A 20623-nucleotide genomic window follows, 5' to 3' on the forward strand; every position below is an offset into this window, starting at 1 on the left:
CCGCCGGTTCCTCAGCCCGCGCCGCCGCCGGCCCGGACCAGGCCGGTCTCGTAGGCGAGGACGACGACCTGGACCCGGTCGCGGAGGTTCAGCTTGGTGAGGATGCGCCCGACGTGCGTCTTGACCGTCGCCTCGGAGAGCACCAGCCGGGCCGCGATCTCCCCGTTGGAGAGGCCCTGGGCGACCAGGAGCATGACTTCCCGTTCGCGTTCCGTGAGCTTGCCGACGTGCTTGTTCTTCGGCTCCTTCTCACCGCTGGGCAGCATCGGCGAGAAGCGGTCGAGCAGCCGGCGGGTGGTGGACGGGGCGACGACCGCGTCGCCGCTGTGCACCGAACGGATCGCGGCGAGCAGCTCGGCGGGCGGCACGTCCTTGAGCATGAAGCCGCTGGCCCCCGCCTTCAGCCCGGAGAAGGCGTACTCGTCGAGGTCGAAGGTGGTCAGGATGAGCACCTTCGGCGGGTCCTGCTGCGCGCAGATCCGGCGGGTCGCCTCGACGCCGTCCAGCCGGGGCATGCGGACGTCCATCAGGACCACGTCGACGGCGGTGGACCGCAGCATCTCGATCGCCTCCGCCCCGTCCCCGGCCTCGGCGACGACCTCCATGTCGGGCTGGGCGGCGAGCACCATCCGGAAACCGGTCCGCAGCAGCACCTGGTCGTCGACGAGCATCACGCGGATGGCCATGGTCATGAGGATCGCGTCCTGTCCTGGGGGTCGGTTCCCGGGGGTCGGTTCCTGGGGAACGGTCGTGGTCGGAGTGGCCGAGGAGGGCGTGGCCCGGTCAGTCCGGGGGTTTCAGCGGCAGCAGGGCGCTGATCCGGAATCCGCCGCCGGGCCGGGGCCCCGCGTCCAGGGTCCCGCCGACCATGCCGACCCGCTCCCGCATCCCGATCATCCCGTGCCCGGCGCCGTCCGCGCCGCCGTCCTCGTACAGCTCGTGCGCCGCGCCCCGGCCGTCGTCCTCGATCAGCAGCCCGAGGCCGTCGTCGAAGTAGACCAGCCGGACGCTGGCCCCGGCGTCGGGCCCGCCGTGCTTGCGGGTGTTCGTCAGGGCTTCCTGCACCACCCGGTACGCGGTCAGCTCCACGCCGCTGGGCAGCGGGCGCGGGGTGCCCTCGACCTTGAAGTCGACCTCCAGGCCGGTCTGCCGCACCTGCGCGACCAGGTCCTCGATCTGTTCGACGTCGGGCTGGGGGACGTACTCCCCGCTCTCCGGGGCGTCACCGGTCCGCAGCACCCCGAGCAGCCGCCGCATCTCCGCGAGCGCCTGCCGGCCGGTGCCGGAGATGGTCTCCAGGGCCTGCTTGGCCTGGTCGGGGGCCGCGTCCATGACATAGGCGGCACCGTCGGCCTGGACGACCATCACGGACACGTTGTGCGCGACGACGTCGTGCAGCTCCCGGGCGATCCGGGCCCGCTCGGCGGCGACCGCGACCTTGGACTGCGCCTCGCGTTCCCGCTCCAGGCGGGCGGCACGCTCCTCCAGCTGGTCGAAATAGGCGCGCCGGGTCCGCAGCGAGTCCCCGAGCACCCAGGCCAGCACGAACGGCACGGTCATGATGACCGTCACGAAGATCACCTGGGCCCAGGAGCCGCCGGGCTCGGCCTCCCACCGCAGCTGGGACAGGGCCGCCGCACTCAGACTGCCGATCAGGGCGAGCCGGGACGCCCAGCGCTCCCCGACCGTGGCCACCGTGTAGGTGATCACCAGCATCGCGAAGTTCCCGACGCCCGGCCGGACGTTGAACACCAGCTGGACGACGCCCACCAGGATGGCGAGCAGCAGCATCTTCTCGGGGGCCCTGCGGCGCAGCGCCACGACGGTGGAGAACCCCAGCGCGACCGGGACCGCGACGATCTCCTCGCGCCCGGCGTCGTACATGCCCGAGACCATCGACATGCCGGAGAGCCCGAGGAGGAAGACGGCCCAGAAGACGTCGACGCCCGTCGGGTGTCTGCGGATGAAGTCGTAGAGGCGCTGCACGTGACTAAGCGTAGGGACAGGCGATAGGTGCCCGGGTCAACCGGAGGGTCGATCCGGGTCCTGGGACCGTACTCCCCAAGGTGGAGACTTGCCTACGTGACGGACGAGTGGCGCGGTTGGCGGGAGGCGGCTCAGGCCGCTCTGTACGGGGATGAGGGCTTTTACCGCAGCCCGGTGCGGAGCCCGGAGGGGCCCGCGGGCCACTTCCGTACCTCGGTGCACGCCTCCCCCCTCTTCGCGACGGCGGTGGCCCGTCTGTTGACCGGAATCGCGTGGGAGCTGGACACCGGCACGGTCGCCCTGGTCGACGTGGGGGCGGGGCGCGGTGAGCTGTTGACCGGAGTGCTGGCCGCACTGCCGGAGGGACTGGAGGTGGTCCCGTACGCCGTCGAGGTCGCCGCCCGGCCGCCGGGCCTGGATCCCCGGATCGAGTGGTGCGCCGAACCGCCCGCCGGGGTCGCCGGGCTGCTGTTCGCCAACGAGTGGCTGGACAACGTTCCGGTGGAGGTGGCGGAGGCGGACGCGGAGGGAGTCCCCCGGTACGTACGGGTGCGCGCCTCGGACGGTGCGGAGCGGCTCGGCTCCGCGGTGACCGGGGCGGACGCCGCGTGGCTGGAGCGCTGGTGGCCGCTGTCCGCGCCGGGCGAGCGGGCGGAGATCGGCCGCCCCCGGGACACGGCCTGGGCCCGGGCTGTGGGCTCCCTGACGGCCGGTCTCGCGGTGGCGGTGGACTACCCGCATGTACGGGGCGCCCGCCCGCCCTTCGGGACGCTGACCGGCTTCCGGGGCGGGCGCGAGGTCCGCCCGGTGCCGGACGGCTCCTGCGATCTGACCGCGCATGTGGCGCTGGACGCCTGTGCGGCGGCGGTCACGGAGGCGGGGATCGGCGCGAGCACCGAGCTGACCGACCAGCGGGCGGCGCTGCGCCGCCTCGGTGTCGGCGGCGACCGGCCGCCGCTGAGCCTGGCGACCACCGATCCGGCGGGATACGTGCGGGCGCTGGCGGCGGCGGGCGAGGCGGCGGAGCTGACCGCGCGCGGCGGCCTCGGCGACTTCGGCTGGCTGCTGCACCGGGTGGGGCTGCCGGAACCCGGGTGACCGCCCTCGTACGGCGGCCGCAGGGAATACTGTCCCGCATGACGGAGACGACGATCGGCATCGGCGGAGCGGCGGAGAGCACCGACATGGTGCTCAACATCGGTCCCCAGCACCCCTCGACGCACGGGGTCCTCCGGCTGCGGATCGTGCTGGACGGCGAGCGCGTCCAGCACGCGGAGCCGGTCATCGGCTATATGCACCGGGGCGCGGAGAAGCTCTTCGAGGCCCGCGACTACCGGCAGATCGTCATGCTGGCCAACCGTCACGACTGGCTGTCCGCCTTCTCGAACGAGCTGGGCGTCGTGATGGCCGTCGAGCGGATGCTCGGCATGGAGGTCCCCGAGCGCGCGGTGTGGACGCGGACACTCCTCGCCGAGCTGAACCGGGTCCTCAACCACCTGATGTTCCTCGGCTCCTACCCCCTCGAACTCGGCGGCATCACCCCGGTCTTCCACGCCTTCCGGGAGCGCGAGGAGCTCCAGGCGGTGATGGAGGAGGTCTCCGGCGGGCGGATGCACTACATGTTCAACCGGGTCGGGGGCCTCAAGGAGGACATCCCGGCGGGCTGGACCGGCCGGGTCCGGGACGCCGTCGCCTCCGTCCGTTCCCGCATGGACGTGTACGAGAACCTCGTCCTCGGCAATGAGATCTTCCGGGGCCGTACGCGCGACGTGGGTGTGCTGTCCGCCGAGGCGGTGCACGCGTACGGGGTGTCCGGGCCGATCGCCCGCGCCTCGGGCGTCGACTTCGACCTGCGGCGCGACGAGCCGTATCTCGCGTACGGGGAGCTCCAGGACACCCTGAAGGTGGTCACCCGGACCGAGGCCGACTGTCTGGCCCGCTTCGAGTGCCTGCTGGAGCAGACCCTCAACTCCCTGGACCTGGCGGACGCCTGCCTGGACCGGATGGCCCACCTGGAGCCGGGGCCGATCAACCAGCGGCTGCCCAAGGTGCTCAAGGCGCCCGAGGGCCACACCTACGCCTGGACGGAGAACCCGCTCGGCGTCAACGGCTACTACCTGGTGTCCAAGGGCGAGAAGACGCCCTACCGGCTGAAGCTGCGCTCCGCCTCGTTCAACAACATCCAGGCGCTGACCGAGCTGCTGCCGGGCACCCTGGTCGCCGACATGGTGGCGATCCTGGGCTCGCTGTTCTTCGTCGTCGGCGACATCGACAAGTAGCGGGCGGGGCCGGGCGGGCCTGTCTCAGCCCTGCTTCAGGAGACCGCGCCGCGCAGTTGCGCCACGTCGATCTGCTCGGTCTCGTCGTGCGCGGTGAGGTCGATGACCTTGCCGACGGCCCGGTTGTCCACGGCCCCGGTGCGGTGGGCGGCGAGCGCCTCCTCGCCGACGACGTCCGCGAGGTCCTCGTTCTGCACGGACTCGATCGCGGCGTTCGCCTTCCGGGCGTTCTGGGTGCCGAAGAAGTCGAAGTTCCCCTGGGGGGCCAGCTGGCGGCGGGCCGCGTACGGGACGACGGCCGAGGCGGCCGCGATCGCGCGCGCCGCCCGCACCGGCTCCATGGAGGCCGGGCCGGTGTTCTGTGTGCTCGCGGTGTTCTGCGTGTCCGTGGCCGGGGCGGGCGGGGTGGTCGAGGGGCGGCCGTCCTGGTGGTCCCGGTGCTCGCCCGCCCCGGTGGCCGCCGCGTGCTTCCCCTCCGGGCTCTCCGCCTCCGCATCCCGGTGCCGCTCGGTGACGGCGAGCTGGCGCTGCCGGACCGCCTCCACCGTGCGGCGGGTCTCCTGGAGCGCCGCGTTCCGCGTGAGGTTCATCAGGGCCTCGTCCGCGCGCCGGTACGACTCGGGGGTCGGCGTGGACCGCGCGGGCAGCAGCTCCTTGGGGGCCGCGGCCTCGATGGCGAGCTGCCTGCGGCCCTCCAGCGCGCTGGCCCGCTCGGTCTCGGCGTTGGCGTAACGGCGGAGCAGTCCGGCGTGCTCCCCGCGCAGCCCCGCGAGCTCCACACGCTTGCGCCGGAGCTTGGTCTCCAGACGGGTGCGCAGCTCGCGCGACTCCTCCAGATCCTGCTCCAGCTCGGCTATCCGCTCCTCGGCCCGCCATTCGTCACTGGCGCGGGCCCGGGTCAGCTCGGCGACCCGCAGTCCGGCGGCCCGGTCCCAGCTGCGCATCAGATACGCACCGGTGACGGCGGTGGCCGCCACGGCGGCCACCAGGCCGCGCAGGACCAGGGGTTCGGCCAGCAGCCAGGCGCCCGCGGCGCCGACGACCGACACGCCCGCCACCACGGAGGGAGGCAGGATTCTGTGGAGAGGCGGCGAATGGCGGTGGCGTCCACGTGGCATGGCCTGAAATTTACCGTGTGTGCGGGCCACTTGGGGAGCCGCCCGGGAATCTGTTCCCCGCCAGTTACCTCGCGGCCCCCCAAAGGCCCTCCGCCCGAACCCTTTCTCCGGGATCTCCCGGATCTCCGGGATCGAGCGCTACTTCTTGATCAGATTCTTCGACTCCAGGTACTCCTTGGCGACATCGGCCGGCTTGGCGCGCTCGGCGTCGACCTTGCGGTTCAGCTCGGCGAGCTCTTCCGTGGTGAGGGTGTCGGTGAGCTTGCCGAGGGCTTCGGCGATCTCAGGGTCTCCCGCGTCCTTGGTATTCAGAACGGGCAGCACGTTGTCCGCGTTCTGGAGCTTCTTGTCGTCCTCCAGGAACACCAGCCCGTCCAGCACCGCGTCCGTGGTGGTCGTCAGGACCAGCTGGACCTTGCCGTCCCGGACGGCCTGCTTGGACTGCGGGGTGCCGACGCCCTTGGGGTCGATCCCGGTGACGTCGATGCCGTACGTCTTCTTCAGACCGGGTGCGCAGAACGGCCGCACCTCGCACTCGTCGCCCGCCGCGATCTTCACCTTCAGCTTCGACTTCCCGAGATCGGAGAGGGTCTTGAGGCTGTTCTTCTCGGCGAATTCCTCCGAAACCGCGAAGGCGTTCTGGTCCACGGCCTTTCCGGGCGGGAGGACCGTGAGACCCAGCGGGGTGGCGAGCTTCTTCAGCGCGGCGACCGTGGCGTCCACGTCCCCGGAGGCCACCGGCTTCTCCTGGGCCTGGTCGGCCCCGTTGACCTTGGCGTTGAGGAACTCGGCGATCGTGGCGGCGTACTCCGGTATGACGTCGATCTCGCCCTTCTCCACCGAGGGCTCGTACAGCTCACGGTTCTTCACCGTGGTGACCGAGGTGCTGTATCCGGCGTCGCCGAGGATCTGTGCGTACAGCTCGGCTAGCACCTTGGACTCGGTGAAGGAGGCCGACCCGACGACCAGGGTCCCCTTCTTGCCGTCACCGCCGGCCGAGGAGCCGGAGTCGCCCTTCTCCTGCTCCAGGCTGTCGCCACCGCAGGCCGCGAGCGACCCGGCCAGCGCCACCATGCCGATGACCGCTCCGGCTATCCGCGAGGTCCTGCTCATGTGTTGTTCTCCGTCCGAACAGAAGAAAAGTGACCAGAAGAAAGGTGATCAGAAACGAGGTGATCAGGAACGAGGTGCTGCGGGACGCTCACGCGGGCCTGCGGCGGCGCAGCGGGGACAGCAGCCGGTCGAGGCCCACCAGAACGCCCTCCACCACCAGGGCGAGACCGGCGACCAGGACCGCGCCCGCGAAGACCTGGGCGGTGTCGTAGGTGTTGAACCCGGCGGTGATGATCCGGCCGAGACCGCCGAGGCCGACCATCGCGGCGATCGACGCGGTGGCCACGACCTGGACGGCGGCGGACCGCAGCCCGGTCATGATCATGGGGTAGGCGAGCGGAAGCTCGACCCGGACGAAGAGCTGCCCGCCCGACATCCCCATGCCACGCGCGGCCTCCACCACGGCCCGGTCCACCTCCCGCATGCCGACGTAGGCGTTGGTCAGCAGCGGCGGCACCGCGAACAGGACCAGCGCGATGATCGTGGGCCAGTACCCCGAGTTGCGCAGGGACGTGACCATGAAGAGGGCCAGCACCGCGAAGACCGGGACGGCCCGCCCCACGTTGGAGAGGTTCACCGCGAGCGCGCCGCCCTTGCCCTTGTGCCCCAGGTAGAGGGCGATCGGCAGGGCTATCGCGCAGGCCACGGCGAGGGAGACCCCGCTCACGTACAGATGCTCGCCGAGCCGGTGCGCGGCCCCGCCGTCGCCCGACCAGTTGGCCCCGGTGGTGAGCCAGGTCCAGGCGTCGCCGATGACTCCCACGGGTCAGCCCGCCTTCACTGTCGCCGGGGCGGGCGGTCCCGCGTCCGTCTTCGCCGGGGCGGCCTCGACCGTCCCGGATATCCGGGTCCAGGGCGTCAGCAGCCGCTGGAGGCCGAGCAGCAGCAGGTCCGCCACCACGGCGAGCACCACGCACAGGACCGCGGCGGTGAGCACCTGGGCCTTGAAGAAGCTGGGCAGCGCGTCCTCGATGAGATTGCCGAGGCCCCCCTTGCCGACGAGCGAGCCGACCGTGGTCAGCGCGACCGTCGACACGGTGGCTATCCGCAGCCCCGCCATCACCGCGGGCAGCGCCAGCGGGAGCTCCACCTCCCACAGCAGCCGCCCCGGCCCGTACCCCATGCCGCGGGCCGCCTCCTTGGCCTCCTGCGGGACCGCGTCGAGCCCGGCCAGGATGTTGCGCACGAGGATGGTCAGCGAATAGAGCACGAGCCCCGTCACCACCAGCGCGGCCGACAGCCCGAACAGGGGCAGCAGCAGCGAGAACATCGCCAGCGAGGGCACGGTGTAGAGCACGGTCGTCAGCCCGAGCACCGGTGCGGCGAAGCGCGGCCCCCGGCGGGCGAGCAACGCCAGCGGAAAGGCCACCGCGAGCCCGATCAGCACCGAGACCACCGTGATCCCGATGTGCTGCACGGTCGCGTCGGCCAGCTCCTGGCTGCGGGAGCGCAGATACTCCCCGCAGATCCAGTCGTTCGTCACCAGGCAGCTCTGCTCGGCCATCCGCCCCCACCTCCTGCTTTCCCTCGTCTGCCCGGATCACCCGGGATCGAACTGATGACTGGCGAGCCTATCCTCGACCACTGACAATCGCGGAGGGCTGTCGCATTCCGGCAACATGGCCTTCACGATTCGCCCTCCACAATGGGGAACCATGATCCGTTTCGAGCACGTCACCAAGCGGTACGCCGATGGCACCACCGCCGTCGACGACCTTTCCTTCGAGGTCGCCGAGGGTGAACTGGTCACACTCGTCGGACCTTCCGGATGCGGCAAGACGACCACGATGAAGATGGTGAACCGGCTGATCGAACCGACCGAGGGCGTGATATTCCTGGACGGGGACGACATATCCACCATCGACCCCGTCGAGCTGCGCCGCCGCATCGGCTATGTGATCCAGCAGGTGGGCCTCTTCCCGCACAAGACGGTGCTGGAGAACACCGCGACCGTTCCGCATCTGCTGGGGTGGAAGCGCGGAAAGGGACGCGAACGCGCCGCCGAACTCCTCGACCTCGTCGGACTCGATCCGTCCGTTTACGGTGACCGCTATCCGGAACAGCTTTCCGGCGGACAGCGCCAACGCGTCGGTGTGGCCCGCGCATTGGCCGCCGATCCGCCCGTTCTCCTGATGGACGAGCCTTTCGGGGCGGTCGACCCGGTCGTCCGCGAACGCCTCCAGAACGAATTCCTGAAACTCCAGGCCCAGGTCCGTAAGACCGTGCTGTTCGTCACGCACGACATCGAGGAGGCCGTCCGCCTCGGCGACCGCATCGCCGTCTACGGGCAGGGCCGCATCGAGCAGTTCGACTCCCCGGCCACCGTGCTCGGCGCCCCCGCGACCCCGTACGTGGCCGACTTCGTCGGCGCGGACCGCGGGCTCAAGCGGCTCTCGGTGACGCCCATCGAGGAGAGCGACCTCGACCAGCCGCCGGTCGTCCACCTCGACGACCCGCTGGCCACGGCCACCGAACGGCTCAGGTCCGAGGGCGCGCGCTGGGCGGTCGTCCTGGACGGCCGGGACAACCTCCACGGCTGGATCCCCGCCGACGTGACCACCACCGCGACCGCGAAGGGCACCGTCCGCGAGCACGCCCGCCGGATGGAGGCCTGGCTGCCGCTCGGCGCGCCCCTCAAGCAGGCGTTCGCCACCATGCTCCAGCACGACGCGGGCTGGATCGCGGTCATCGACAAGGAGAGCGAGGGCCGCTTCCTCGGGGTGCTGACGCCCGCCCGGCTGCACGAGGCCCTGCGCCGCTCGATCGACGCCGACGCCCAGGACGTACCGCGCGCGGAGGTCGCGGTGGAGACGGTGGCGACCGCGTAGGACCGCCGGGACGGACCGGTCCGGACCTGCCGGGACCGACCGGCCCGGACCTGCCTGCCCGGGCCGGCTCGCGGGCTCCGGCTCGCGGGGTCCCGCCCGGCTCAGTTCTCGCCGAGCCGGGCGCTCAGCCACTGAAGGGCCGGCGGGATCTCCCGCCGCCAGGTCGTGAAGTTGTGCCCGCCGCTGTCGAGCACGATGGAGGACACCTTCGCAGGCGCCTTCACCTTCCCGATGAACCTCATCGTGCTCCCGAGGTTGTCCTCGCCCTGCCGGGACGTCGTCACCAGGAACGCACCGCCGGACGGCGGCCGGTTCTCCAGGGTCCAGAGCAGGTCGGCGCGGTCGCGCAGCCCCTGCTTCCCGTGGAACAGGTCGCCCGTCGTCGGGTCCTCGGCGGCCTTGTAGTACGCGGAGAGCCCGGCGCTCGCCGCGTACCGGTCCGGGTGGTGCAGCCCGATCTTCAACGCGCAGTAGCCGCCGGTGGAGTTGCCGATGGCGCCCCAGTCACGGGCCTCCTTCCCGACCCGGTAGGACCCCGTGACCGCCTCCGGGAGGTCCTTCGCGAAGAACGTCTCGGTCTGCGGGCCCCCGGGGATGTCCACGCACTCGGTGTCCCGGGGCGGGGCGACCGTCGGCCGCAGCATCACCAGGACCATCGGCCGGGCCTTCCCCGCCTTCACCAGCTCATGCGCGGTCTGCGGGTAACGCAGCCCCTTCAGCAGGTTCTCCGCCGTGCCCGGGTAGCCGGTGAGAACCACGGCCGCCGGGAACGTCCGCCCGGCGTACGCAGTTTGGAAGTACTCCGGCGGCAGATAGACGTACGCCGGGGACTCGATGCCCGACGTACGGCCCGAGATCACCACCTTGTCGATCCGCCCGCCGACGGAGGGCACCCGCCCGCCTCCCCGTCGGCGTGGTCGGTGACGACACCCAGCTCCTGCTTCCGCCCGAAGAGGTCGGCCCAGGAACCGTAGAAGAGAAAGGCGTTGTTGGCCGCCAGACCCACCGCGGCGAACAGCGTCAGCTGGGTCGCCAGCAGCAGCCCGATCCGGCCCGACACCGCGGCCGCGCCGGGCCGGGCCAGCCGCGGCCAGAGCCGGACCGTGGCGGCGAACAGCGCGACGGCCAGCGCGGCCACGACCGCCAGAACTGCGGTGCTGGTGAGACCCATGAGCGTGCTTTCTCCGTGATTCCTTGACGGGGGGCCGGGCGGCGGGATGCGGGAAATTTCCGGAATGTGGGTGAACCCGCGCTCCCCGGCCCACGTCCTAGAGGGCGCCCATCGTCCGCAGGCCCCGGCCCGCGGACGGACCCAAGAGAACCTCTCGCGAGCCACGGGAAACGATGGATGTCTGTCACGCTAGATGGGGATAAGTCAGTATTGGTTCCGGACGGGACGCGCCGGACGCACGCGCTGCGCGGCGTACGCCGGCTGCTGCGCGGGCCGCGCCCGGAATCCGTACCGGCCCTCGTCGGTACCGCCTGCACCGTCGTCGGGCTGATCGACGTCGCCGCCGGGGTCTTCCCCCGCTTCCGGCACAGCCGGATGCACACCCTCGCCGAAGTGCTCCCCGGGGCGCTCGGCCCGTTCGCCGCCGCGCTCTCGCTCAGCGCGGGCATGCTGCTCCTCCTGCTCGCCCACGGGCTGAAGCGGCACAAGCGGAGGGCCTGGCGCGCGGCGGTCATCCTGCTCCCCGTGGGGGCCGTGGCCCAGTTCGCGTACCGCCACTCGATCGTCGGGGTGCTCGTCTCGCTGACGCTCTGCTGGCTGCTGGTGCGTCACCGCGACCAGTTCCGGGCGCTGCCCGACCCGCGCAGCCGCTGGCGCGCGCTCGCCAACTTCGTCCTGCTCGGGGCCGGTTCGCTCGGGCTCGGGCTGGTCATCGTCAGCGTCCACCCCGGCCGGGTCGTCGGCGACCCGTCCATCGCCGACCGCCTCCAGCACGTGCTGTACGGCCTGTTCGGCGTCGAGGGCCCCGTCGACTACGCCGGGCGCACGGACTGGACCGTGGCCTACTCGCTGGGCGCGCTCGGCCTGCTGACCGCCGTCACCACCATCTACCTCGCCTTCCGCCCCGAACACCCGGCCGCCCGCCTCACCGAGGACGACGAGAGCCGGCTGCGGGAACTGCTGGAGCGGCACGGCGGCCGGGACTCGCTCGGCCACTTCGCGCTCCGCCGCGACAAGGGCGTCGTCTTCTCCCCCAGCGGCAAGGCGGCCGTCTGCTACCGGGTCGTCTCCGGGGTGATGCTGGCCGGCGGCGACCCCATCGGCGACGTGGAGGCCTGGCCGGGCGCCATCGAACGCTTCATGGACGAGGCGCGGGCGCACTCCTGGACCCCCGCCGTGATGGGCTGCAGCGAGACCGGCGGCCAGGTCTGGACCCGCGAGACCGGGCTCACCGCCCTGGAGCTGGGCGACGAGGCGGTGGTGGACGTGGCGGATTTCTCCCTCGCCGGACGGGCCATGCGGAACGTGCGGCAGATGGTCAAGCGCATCGAGCGGGGCGGTTACGAGACCCGGGTCCGGCGGGCCCGTGACATCGGCGACGCCGAACTGGACCGGATCCGCCGCGCCGCCGCCGACTGGCGCGGCACCGACACCGAACGCGGCTTCTCCATGGCGCTGGGCCGGATCGGCGACCCGGCCGACGGCGACTGCGTGATCGCCACCGCCCACCTGCCCGGCTCCGGCACGGAGGACTCCCCGCACGGCGACCTGAAGGCCGTCCTCCACTTCGTACCGTGGGGGCGCGACGGGATGTCCCTGGAGCTGATGCGCCGCGACCGCTCGGCCGACCCCGGCATGAACGAGCTCCTGATCGTCGCCTCCCTCCAGGCCGCCGGGAAGCTCGGCGTCGAACAGGTCTCGTTGAACTTCGCGATGTTCCGCTCGGCGCTGGCCCGCGGCGAGCGGCTCGGCGCGGGGCCGGTGCTGCGCTGCTGGCGCGGGCTGCTGATCTTCCTCTCGCGCTGGTTCCAGATCGAGTCGCTGTACAAGTTCAACGCCAAGTTCAAGCCCCGCTGGGAGCCCCGCTTCGTGGTCTTCCGCACCAGCCGGGACCTGCCCCGCATCGGAATCGCGGCGATGCGGGCGGAGGGCTTCGTGAACTTCTCGCCGCCCCGCCCCTTCCGTTCCCGCACGCCCCGCCCCTGCGGTCACACCGCGCGTACGCGCCCGGAGCACGAGGTGAGCGCGGCGTGAGACGTCGTACGACGGCCACGGCACGTCCTAGTCTGGTCGTATGAGTACGTCACGCACGCGGGGCACGGTCCGAGGGCTGCCGGAGTGGGACCGCTGCGCGGTCATGGGGGTCGTCAACGTGACGCCCGACTCCTTCTCCGACGGCGGCCGCTGGTTCGACACGACGGCCGCAGTCAAGCACGGCCTGCACCTGGTGTCCGAGGGCGCGGACCTGGTCGACGTGGGCGGCGAGTCGACCCGCCCCGGCGCCAGCCGGGTGGACGAGGCCGAGGAGCTGCGCCGGGTCATCCCGGTCGTGCGGGGCCTGGCCTCCGAGGGCGTCACCGTCTCCGTGGACACCATGCGCGCCCGTGTCGCCGAGCAGGCCGTCGCCGCCGGGGCCGTCCTGGTCAACGACGTCAGCGGCGGCCTCGCCGACCCGGACATGATCCCGGCCGTCGCCGCCGCCGAGGTCCCGTTCGTCGTGATGCACTGGCGCGGCTTCAGCGAGTCGATGAACAGCCGCGCGGTGTACGGGGACGTCGTCGCCGAGGTCCTCGACGAGCTGCGGAAGCGGATGGACGCGGTGATCGCGGGCGGGGTCGCCCCGGAACGCGTCGTGATCGACCCCGGCCTCGGCTTCGCGAAGGACGCCGCCCACGACCTGACGCTCGTCGCGCACCTGGCCGAGCTGCACGCCCTGGGCCGCCCGCTGCTGGTGGCCGCCTCCCGCAAACGTTTCCTCGGCCACGTCCTGGCCGGTCCGGGCAGCTCCCCGCCGCCCGCCCGCGAACGCGACGCGGCCACCGCCGCCGTGTCCGCGCTCTCCGCGCAGGCCGGCGCCTGGGCGGTCCGGGTCCACGAGGTACGGGCCACCGCCGACGCGGTCCGCGTCGCCCGCGCGGTCGAGGGAGCCGCGTGAACGAGGAGCACGCACAGGCCGCCGCCGACATCGCGGAGGTCGAGGCGGCGAACACCGCCTTCTACGAGGCGATGGAACGCGGCGACCACGAAGCGCTCTCCGGCAGCTGGCTGCCCGGCGAGGACCTCACCGTCTCCTGCGTCCACCCCGGCTGGCCGGTGCTCACGGGCCGGGGCGAGGTGCTGCGCAGCTACGCCCTGATCATGGCGAACACCGAGTACATCCAGTTCTTCCTGACCGACGTCAACATCGCGATGACCGGTGACACCGCGCTGGTCACCTGCACCGAGAACATCCTCAGCGGCGGCCCGGCCGAGGAGGGCGACGCGCTGGGCCCGCTGGTGGGCCAGCTGGTCGTCGCGACGAACGTGTTCCGGCGCACCCCCGACGGCTGGAAGCTCTGGTCCCACCACGGGTCGCCCGTCCTCACCGAGTCCGACGAGGACGACGACGAGGAAACCCGCTCCTGACGAAACCCCTCCCTGAGGAAACCCGTCCCTGAGGAGGAAACACCCTCCCGAGTGGGTACGGGACCGATAGGGATTCGAACCGATCACCCAGGGGTAGGGGCGGCTTCCAGACCGGTGAGGCGCAGTCCATGGCACCCACGGGCGAGCACTGTCGGTGCTCGCAGGTAGATTCGAAAGAAGGCACCTCGCCGCCCGCACGCGGCCGGGTGCCTCTCGACCAACGACAGCAGGAGTGATTCGCGTGGATCGTGTCGCGCTGCGCGGCCTCAAGGCCCGTGGGCACCACGGCGTCTTCCCCCGGGAGCGGGAAGAGGGCCAGACCTTCATCGTCGACCTGGTGCTCGGCCTCGACACCCGCCCCGCGGCAGCCGCCGACGACCTGGCCCGCACCGTGCACTACGGCGTGGTGGCCGAAGAAGTCGTCGACGTGGTGACGGGCGAACCGGTCGATCTGATCGAGACGCTCGCCGAGCGCATCGCCCAGCAGTGCCTGAAGCACGAAGGCGTCCAGGAGGTCGAGGTCGTGGTGCACAAGCCGGACGCGCCGATCACCGTCCCCTTCGACGACGTGACCATCACCATCACCCGGAGCCGAGCATGACCGCGTTTTCCACCGAGGGGCAGAGCGACCCGACCGTACAGCCGGTGCCCACCGCCGTCGTCAAGCAGGTGGACGCCGCCGACATCACCCTCTCCAACCCGAAGATGGCCGTGATCTCCCTCGGCTCCAACCTGGGCAACCGCCTGGAGACCCTCCAGGGGGCCGTCGACGCCCTGGAGGACACCCCGGGCCTGCGGGTCAAGGCCGTCTCCCCGGTGTACGAAACGGAGCCCTGGGGCGTCGAGGCGGACACCCAGCCGTCGTACTTCAACGCGGTCATCCTCGTGAAGACGACGCTGCCCCCCGCCTCCCTGCTGGAGCGCGGCCAGGCCGTCGAGGAGGCCTTCGACCGGGTCCGCGAGGAGCGCTGGGGCCCGCGCACCATCGACGTCGACATCGTGTCGTACGCCGACGTCGTCTCCGGCGACCCGGTGCTCACGCTCCCCCACCCGCGCGCCCACGAGCGGGCCTTCGTCCTCGCCCCCTGGCACGACGTGGACCCCGAGGCCCAGCTGCCCGGCGCCGGCCCGGTGGCCCAGCTCCTCGCGCAGGTCGGCCGCGACAGCGTGCTGCCCCGCGCCGACCTGGAACTGCGCCTGCCGGAGTAATCGTTAGGCTCGACGGACGGTGGTCCGGCGCACGGCCGGACCGGGCACAGGCGGCGCGAAGGGCGGCTCACTCGGTGAAGCAACTACGGCTCGGGGTACTGGCGGGCCTCTTCGCCGCCGCCGGTGTCCTCTCCTGGGGCGGGGCCCGCCTCTGGGACTCCTTCGGCACCCTGCCGAGCGTCCCGCTCGCCGCGTCGATCGTGCTCGCCGTGATCGCGGTGATCCTCCTCGCGACCGCCCTCTCCACCCGCACCCGCCTCCGCGCCCAGCGCGAACGCCGCCCCGGCGCCAAGGGCGTCGAGCCCCTGTTCGCGGCCCGCGCGGTCGTCTTCGGCCAGGCGAGCGCCCTGGTCGCCGCCCTGGTCGCCGGCATGTACGGCGGCACCGGCGTCTTCCTCCTGAGCTACCTCGACATCCCGCCCCGCCGCGACCAGGCGATCTACGCGGGCGCGGCGGTGATCGCCGCCATCGGCGTCATCGCGGCCGCCCTCTTCCTGGAACGCGTCTGCCGCCTCCCGGAGGACGGCAACGACCAAGACGGCACGGGCACGGCTGCGGCGTAACGCACGACGGGGGCCCCGGCTGCCGCGCTTCCACGGCAGCCGGGCCCTTACGCGGCCCCCGGCCCCCGGGGCGTCAGTTCGCCATGATGAGGCTCATCGCCTCGGCGCGGGTCGCGGGGTCGCGGAGCTGGCCGCGTACCGCGGAGGTCAGGGTCTTCGCACCCGGCTTGCGGATCCCGCGCATCGACATGCACATGTGCTCGCACTCGACGACTACGATGACGCCGCGCGGCTCCAGGATCGACATCAGGGATTCGGCGATCTGGGTCGTCAGCCGCTCCTGGACCTGCGGACGGCGGGCGTAGACGTCGACCAGCCGGGCCAGCTTGGACAGTCCGGTGATCTTGCCGGTGGAGGCGGGGATGTACCCGACGTGGGCAACGCCCCTGAACGGCACCAGGTGATGTTCACAGGTCGAGAACACCTCGATGTCCTTGACCAGCACCATCTCGTCGTGACCCAGGTCGAACGTGGTCGTCAGGACGTCCTCGGGCTGCTGGTAGAGGCCCGCGAATATCTCCTTGTACGCCCGCGCCACCCGCCCCGGCGTCTCCCGCAGGCCCTCCCGGTCCGGGTCCTCCCCGACGGCGAGCAGCAGTTCGCGTACGGCCGCCTCGGCCCGCTTCTCGTCGAATTCGCCGATCGAACCCTGGCCGTCCAGCGTCACCGGGTCGGTCATCTGTGCCTCGTTCCTCTGTGCTGTCCGATGCGCGGATTGCGCTCGGACCTCGCAGGCATACGGAAAAGCCGCGCCCCCACAGGCTAGAACCTGGGGGGCGCGGCGTGCATTCCGGAGCCGGTGCGGTGGCCCGTGACGGGCGTCTCACCTGGCGTGGAGCGCGGACTAGCTGTTGTTGTCCGGACGGTCCTCGGGGATCGTCTCGGTGGACGGGGTGATGTCCTTGGTCAGGTCCGCCGGGGCGATCTCCGGCGGGGTGGCCGAGCCGTTGGCGCTGCCGTTGGTGAGGGCCAGCTCCTTGGGCGAGAGGACCGGGGGCCGCGTCGACGGGGTGCGTCGGGCGGATCCGGTCCAGGCCGGGCGGGCGGGGCGCTTGACGATGGGGGCGAAGATCTCGGCGATCTCGTCCTTGCCGAGCGTCTCCTTCTCCAGCAGTTCGAGCACCAGGGCGTCGAGGATGTCGCGGTTCTCGACGAGGATCTCCCACGCGTCGTTGTGGGCGGTCTCGATGAGCTTCTTGACCTCCTCGTCGACCAGGGCCGCGACCTCTTCCGAGTAGTCGCGCTGGTGGCCCATCTCGCGGCCCAGGAAGGGCTCCGAGTTGTCGCCGCCGAACTTGATCGCGCCGAGGCGCTCCGTCATGCCGTACTGCGTGACCATCGCGCGGGCCGTCGCCGTGGCCTTCTCGATGTCGTTCGCCGCACCGGTCGTCGGGTCGTGGAAGACCAGCTCCTCGGCCGCGCGCCCGCCCAGCATGTACGCCAGCTGGTCGAGCATCTCGTTGCGGGTCGTGGAGTACTTGTCCTCCTCCGGGAGCACCATCGTGTAACCGAGGGCGCGGCCGCGGGAGAGGATCGTGATCTTGTGGACCGGGTCCGACTGGGGCGAAGCCGCCGCGACCAGGGCGTGTCCGCCCTCGTGGTACGCGGTGATCTTCTTCTCCTTCTCGGACATGATCCGGGTCCGCTTCTGCGGGCCCGCCACGACACGGTCGATCGCCTCGTCGAGGCTCTCGTTGTCGATGAGCTTCTTGTCGCTGCGCGCCGTCAGGAGCGCCGCTTCGTTGAGCACGTTCGACAGGTCGGCACCGGTGAAGCCGGGCGTGCGCCGGGCGACGGCGCCGAGGTCGACGCCCTCCGCGACGGGCTTGCCCTTCTGGTGCACCTTGAGGATCTCCAGGCGGCCCTGCATGTCGGGGCGGTCGACCGCGATCTGCCGGTCGAAGCGGCCCGGGCGCAGGAGCGCCGGGTCGAGGATGTCCGGGCGGTTCGTGGCGGCGATCAGGATGACGCCGCCCTTCACGTCGAACCCGTCCATCTCGACGAGCAGCTGGTTGAGCGTCTGCTCGCGCTCGTCGTGACCGCCGCCCATGCCGGCGCCGCGGTGGCGGCCGACGGCGTCGATCTCGTCGACGAAGACGATCGCCGGGGCGTTCGCCTTGGCCTGCTCGAAGAGGTCACGCACGCGGGAGGCACCGACACCGACGAACATCTCGACGAAGTCGGAACCGGAGATCGAGTAGAACGGGACGCCCGCCTCGCCGGCGACGGCTCGGGCGAGCAGCGTCTTGCCCGTACCGGGCGGGCCGTAGAGCAGGACGCCCTTGGGGATCTTGGCGCCGACGGCCTGGAACTTCGCCGGCTCCTGGAGGAACTCCTTGATCTCGTGGAGCTCCTCGACGGCCTCGTCGGACCCCGCCACGTCGGCGAAGGTCGTCTTGGGGGTGTCCTTGGTGATCAGCTTGGCCTTGGACTTGCCGAACTGCATGACCTTGGAACCGCCGCCCTGCATCTGGTTCATCAGAAACAGGAAGACGACCACGATGAGGACGAAGGGCAGCAGCGAGAGGAGGATCGAGACGAACGGGGACTGCTTCGACGGCGAGACGGTGTAACCCTTCTCGATGTCACCCGCCTCGAACTTCGTCTGCAGCGTGTCGGCGAGCTCGACGCCCTGGTTGCCGATGTAGCTCGCCTGGAACTTGCTGCCGGACTCGCCTTCGAGCTTCTGGCCGTCCTTCAGTTCGATCTTGAGGATTTGTTCGTCACCGGTGGTCAGCTTGGCCTGCTCCACCTGGTCCTTGCTGATCGCCTGGATCACCTTGCCGGTGTCCACCGTCTTGTAGCCGCCCGACGAGCCGACGACCTGCATCAACACGACCACGGCGAGGACGGCCAGCACGATCCACATGACCGGCCCACGGAAGTATCGCTTCACGTCCATCCACACGGAGCGAAGTCGCCCCGTCCCTCCTGCCCAGTAGTGAAATGCTGCTGTTTTAAAAGAGTGTTCTTCGGACGGTACCTCAGCATGGGCACCGGCGACCGCTGGGTGCGGCGGAGAAACCTGCTTTCGAAGCTCCAACGGCCCGGAGGCGGTGAGGGTTCCCCGGCGGTCGGCCCGGGGGTCAGCCGCCGTAGACGTGCGGGGCCAGCGTGCCGACGAAGGGCAGGTTGCGGTACTTCTCCGCGTAGTCCAGCCCGTAGCCGACGACGAACTCGTTGGGGATGTCGAAACCGATCCACTTCACATCGATCGCGACCTTTGCGGCATCCGGCTTGCGCAGCAGGGTGCAGACCTCCAGCGAGGCCGGCTCCCGCGAGCCCAGGTTGGACAGAAGCCAGGACAGCGTCAGTCCGGAGTCGATGATGTCCTCGACGATCAGGACGTGCTTGCCCTTGATGTCGGTGTCGAGGTCCTTGAGGATCCGCACGACGCCGGAGGACTGGGTGCCCGCCCCGTACGAGGAGACGGCCATCCAGTCCATCGTGACGGGGGTGGACAGCGCGCGCGCCAGGTCCGCCATGACCATCACCGCGCCCTTGAGGACGCCGACGATCAGCAGGTCCTTGCCCGCGTACTCCGCGTCGATCTTCGCGGCCAGCTCGACGAGCTTCGCGTCGATCTCTTCCTTGGTGAGGAGCACCGACTGAAGGTCGGTACCCATGTCCTTCTCGTTCACCCACGTCTCTTTCTGTGCTGCCGACGGCCCGGCCCGCCGGTCCGGGTGTGCCCGGGCCGGCGGCGGTTCGTCTGCACTTCAGCCGCTCGCGCGTCAGCTCTGCCGAATGACCAGTCTGCCACCCTGCCGCAGCGCCTCGACGCGGCCGGGCAGGTTGATGGCCCGCTGGCCGCGCCAGCCGGTGATCAGGCGGTCGACTTCTTCGAGGTGCCGGGCGAAGAGGGAGCCGGCGGGCGCACCGGCCTCGATGAGGGCGCGGCGCAGCACCCGGCGGCGTACCGCGGGGGGCAGGGCGTAGAGCCCCGCGCACTCCAGGCGGCCGGTCTCGTCGCGCACGGACAGCTCGGCCTCGGCGGCCCAGGTGTCCAGGGCGTCGGCGTCATCGCGGGAGAGCTGGGCGGTGCGGGCGAGGGCTTCGACGACGCCTTTGCCGAGCGCCTTCTCCAGGGCGGGCAGCCCTTCGTGGCGGAGCCGGGAGCGGGTGTAGGCGGGGTCGATGTTGTGCGGGTCGTCCCAGACGGGGATCGACTGGACCAGGCAGGCCTTGCGGGCGGTCTGCCGGTCGAGCTGGAGGAAGGGGCGGCGGTAGCGGCCGGCCGGTCCGGAGGCGGCGGCCATGCCGGAGAGCGAGCGGATGCCGGAGCCGCGGGCGAGGCCGAGGAGGACGGTCTCGGCCTGGTCGTCGCGGGTGTGGCCGAGGAGGACGGCGGCGGCGCCGTGGCGTTCGGCGGCGGCGTCCAGCGCGGCGTAGCGGGCGTCGCGGGCGGCGGCCTCGGGGCCGCCCTCGCGTCCGACGTGCACGGCGACGGCCTCGACGGGGTCGAGGTCCATGGCGGTGAGCCGGGTGACGACCTCGGCGGCGCGGAGGCCGGAGCCCGGCTGGAGGTTGTGGTCGACGGTGATGCCGCCGGCCCGGACGTCGAGCTTGCGGGCCTCGAAGGCGAGCGCGGAGGCGAGCGCCATGGAGTCGGCGCCGCCGGAGCAGGCGACGAGGACGAGCGGGGTGTCGGGCCGTTCGGGGAGGGCGGTCAGGGAGCCGCCCGAGGTGCCGGCCTCGGCGTAGGGGGAGCCAGCGGCGTGCGCGGGGCGCCTGGCCGCTTCGGCGGGCCGGTCGTGGCCGGCGTTCCGCTGGAATTCGGTGATGACGTCGTGGAGTACGCGGCGGACCGCCAGGCGTATCGCCGCGACCGCAGGATGGGGACCCATGTCCGGTGCCCTTCGTGGAGTTCGGGAAGTGCGTCGAGCGCCGGAACGCGTGAGTCCCGTCACTCAGAGTGCGTCGATGGTGACAGAGGCAAGCTGTTCATCGA

Annotated in this window: 19 protein-coding genes and 1 pseudogene; 9 read left to right on the forward strand and 11 right to left on the reverse strand. The window is 71.4% G+C overall.

Annotated elements, in window-relative coordinates:
- Positions 1-11 precede the first annotated feature (11 nt).
- Together WQO_RS15070 and WQO_RS15075 are read right to left on the reverse strand one after the other, a co-directional pair.
- Positions 12-686 carry a response regulator transcription factor gene (locus tag WQO_RS15070; protein WP_010063746.1) on the reverse strand — a complete coding sequence of 225 codons (675 nt, stop codon included), beginning with the start codon at positions 684-686 and terminating at the stop codon, positions 12-14.
- A 97-nt stretch (positions 687-783) separates the two neighbouring features.
- Positions 784-1986 (reverse strand): sensor histidine kinase, encoded by a 1203-nt coding sequence (locus tag WQO_RS15075; protein WP_010063745.1) that lies wholly within the window; start codon positions 1984-1986, stop codon positions 784-786.
- Positions 1987-2082: 96 nt separating this feature from the next.
- Between WQO_RS15075 and WQO_RS15080 the strand changes: the two genes are divergently transcribed.
- On the forward strand, positions 2083-3084 hold the full coding sequence (locus WQO_RS15080; RefSeq protein ID WP_010063744.1) for an SAM-dependent methyltransferase: 1002 nt from the start codon (positions 2083-2085) through the stop codon (positions 3082-3084).
- 38 nt (positions 3085-3122) lie between these two features.
- The gene (locus tag WQO_RS15085) at positions 3123-4265 is read left to right on the forward strand and encodes an NADH-quinone oxidoreductase subunit D (RefSeq protein WP_010063743.1); all 1143 of its coding nucleotides are present in this window, start codon (positions 3123-3125) and stop codon (positions 4263-4265) included.
- Positions 4266-4300: 35 nt separating this feature from the next.
- On the opposite strand, the gene WQO_RS15090 is transcribed toward WQO_RS15085, so the two are convergent.
- The 4 genes from WQO_RS15090 to WQO_RS15105 all read right to left on the reverse strand — a co-directional run bounded on the left by WQO_RS15090 (position 4301) and on the right by WQO_RS15105 (position 8000).
- Entirely contained in the window at positions 4301-5383 is a 1083-nt protein-coding gene (locus WQO_RS15090; RefSeq protein ID WP_107115821.1) for a hypothetical protein, read from the reverse strand.
- Between the two features lie 138 nt (positions 5384-5521).
- On the reverse strand, positions 5522-6496 hold the full coding sequence (locus tag WQO_RS15095) for an ABC transporter substrate-binding protein (RefSeq protein ID WP_010063740.1): 975 nt from the start codon (positions 6494-6496) through the stop codon (positions 5522-5524).
- An 88-nt stretch (positions 6497-6584) separates the two neighbouring features.
- Positions 6585-7259 (reverse strand): ABC transporter permease, encoded by a 675-nt coding sequence (locus tag WQO_RS15100; protein ID WP_010063738.1) that lies wholly within the window; start codon positions 7257-7259, stop codon positions 6585-6587.
- 3 nt (positions 7260-7262) lie between these two features.
- Positions 7263-8000, reverse strand: a complete 738-nt coding sequence (locus WQO_RS15105; RefSeq protein ID WP_010063736.1) for an ABC transporter permease — start codon at positions 7998-8000, stop codon at positions 7263-7265.
- Between the two features lie 151 nt (positions 8001-8151).
- Between WQO_RS15105 and WQO_RS15110 the strand changes: the two genes are divergently transcribed.
- The gene (locus WQO_RS15110) at positions 8152-9324 is read left to right on the forward strand and encodes an ABC transporter ATP-binding protein (RefSeq protein ID WP_010063735.1); all 1173 of its coding nucleotides are present in this window, start codon (positions 8152-8154) and stop codon (positions 9322-9324) included.
- Positions 9325-9425: 101 nt separating this feature from the next.
- On the opposite strand, the pseudogene WQO_RS15115 reads toward WQO_RS15110, so the two are convergent.
- Positions 9426-10495 (reverse strand): annotated as a pseudogene (locus WQO_RS15115) (alpha/beta hydrolase).
- A 177-nt stretch (positions 10496-10672) separates the two neighbouring features.
- Between WQO_RS15115 and WQO_RS15120 the strand changes: the two are divergent.
- The 6 genes from WQO_RS15120 (at position 10673) to WQO_RS15145 (ending at position 15672) form a co-directional block, all read left to right on the forward strand.
- Positions 10673-12529 (forward strand): phosphatidylglycerol lysyltransferase domain-containing protein, encoded by a 1857-nt coding sequence (locus tag WQO_RS15120; protein ID WP_193407195.1) that lies wholly within the window; start codon positions 10673-10675, stop codon positions 12527-12529.
- 40 nt (positions 12530-12569) lie between these two features.
- On the forward strand, positions 12570-13430 hold the full coding sequence (gene folP, locus WQO_RS15125; protein WP_167552037.1) for a dihydropteroate synthase: 861 nt from the start codon (positions 12570-12572) through the stop codon (positions 13428-13430).
- Positions 13427-13900 (forward strand): nuclear transport factor 2 family protein, encoded by a 474-nt coding sequence (locus WQO_RS15130; protein ID WP_010063732.1) that lies wholly within the window; start codon positions 13427-13429, stop codon positions 13898-13900. Before folP ends, WQO_RS15130 begins: the two co-directional genes overlap by 4 nt.
- A 241-nt stretch (positions 13901-14141) precedes the next feature.
- Positions 14142-14501, forward strand: a complete 360-nt coding sequence (gene folB, locus WQO_RS15135; protein ID WP_010063731.1) for a dihydroneopterin aldolase — start codon at positions 14142-14144, stop codon at positions 14499-14501.
- A complete protein-coding gene (gene folK / locus WQO_RS15140; RefSeq protein WP_010063730.1) occupies positions 14498-15109 on the forward strand; it encodes a 2-amino-4-hydroxy-6-hydroxymethyldihydropteridine diphosphokinase in 612 nt (203 codons plus the stop codon). The genes folB and folK overlap by 4 nt, the downstream gene beginning before the upstream one ends.
- 74 nt (positions 15110-15183) lie before the next feature.
- Positions 15184-15672, forward strand: coding sequence for a DUF3180 domain-containing protein (locus WQO_RS15145; RefSeq protein ID WP_010063728.1), 489 nt, complete (start codon positions 15184-15186; stop codon positions 15670-15672).
- Positions 15673-15745: 73 nt separating this feature from the next.
- On the opposite strand, the gene folE is transcribed toward WQO_RS15145, so the two are convergent.
- The 4 genes from folE to tilS all read right to left on the reverse strand — a co-directional run bounded on the left by folE (position 15746) and on the right by tilS (position 20519).
- On the reverse strand, positions 15746-16351 hold the full coding sequence (gene folE, locus WQO_RS15150; RefSeq protein WP_006125533.1) for a GTP cyclohydrolase I FolE: 606 nt from the start codon (positions 16349-16351) through the stop codon (positions 15746-15748).
- Between the two features lie 165 nt (positions 16352-16516).
- Positions 16517-18574 (reverse strand): ATP-dependent zinc metalloprotease FtsH, encoded by a 2058-nt coding sequence (gene ftsH, locus WQO_RS15155; protein ID WP_029182641.1) that lies wholly within the window; start codon positions 18572-18574, stop codon positions 16517-16519.
- A gap of 184 nt (positions 18575-18758) precedes the next feature.
- Positions 18759-19298 (reverse strand): hypoxanthine phosphoribosyltransferase, encoded by a 540-nt coding sequence (gene hpt / locus WQO_RS15160; RefSeq protein ID WP_003968263.1) that lies wholly within the window; start codon positions 19296-19298, stop codon positions 18759-18761.
- 108 nt (positions 19299-19406) lie between these two features.
- On the reverse strand, positions 19407-20519 hold the full coding sequence (tilS, locus tag WQO_RS15165) for a tRNA lysidine(34) synthetase TilS (RefSeq protein ID WP_010063726.1): 1113 nt from the start codon (positions 20517-20519) through the stop codon (positions 19407-19409).
- Positions 20520-20623 lie beyond the last annotated feature (104 nt).

It is taken from the genome of Streptomyces globisporus C-1027, from assembly GCF_000261345.2.
GTDB lineage: Bacteria > Actinomycetota > Actinomycetes > Streptomycetales > Streptomycetaceae > Streptomyces > Streptomyces pakalii.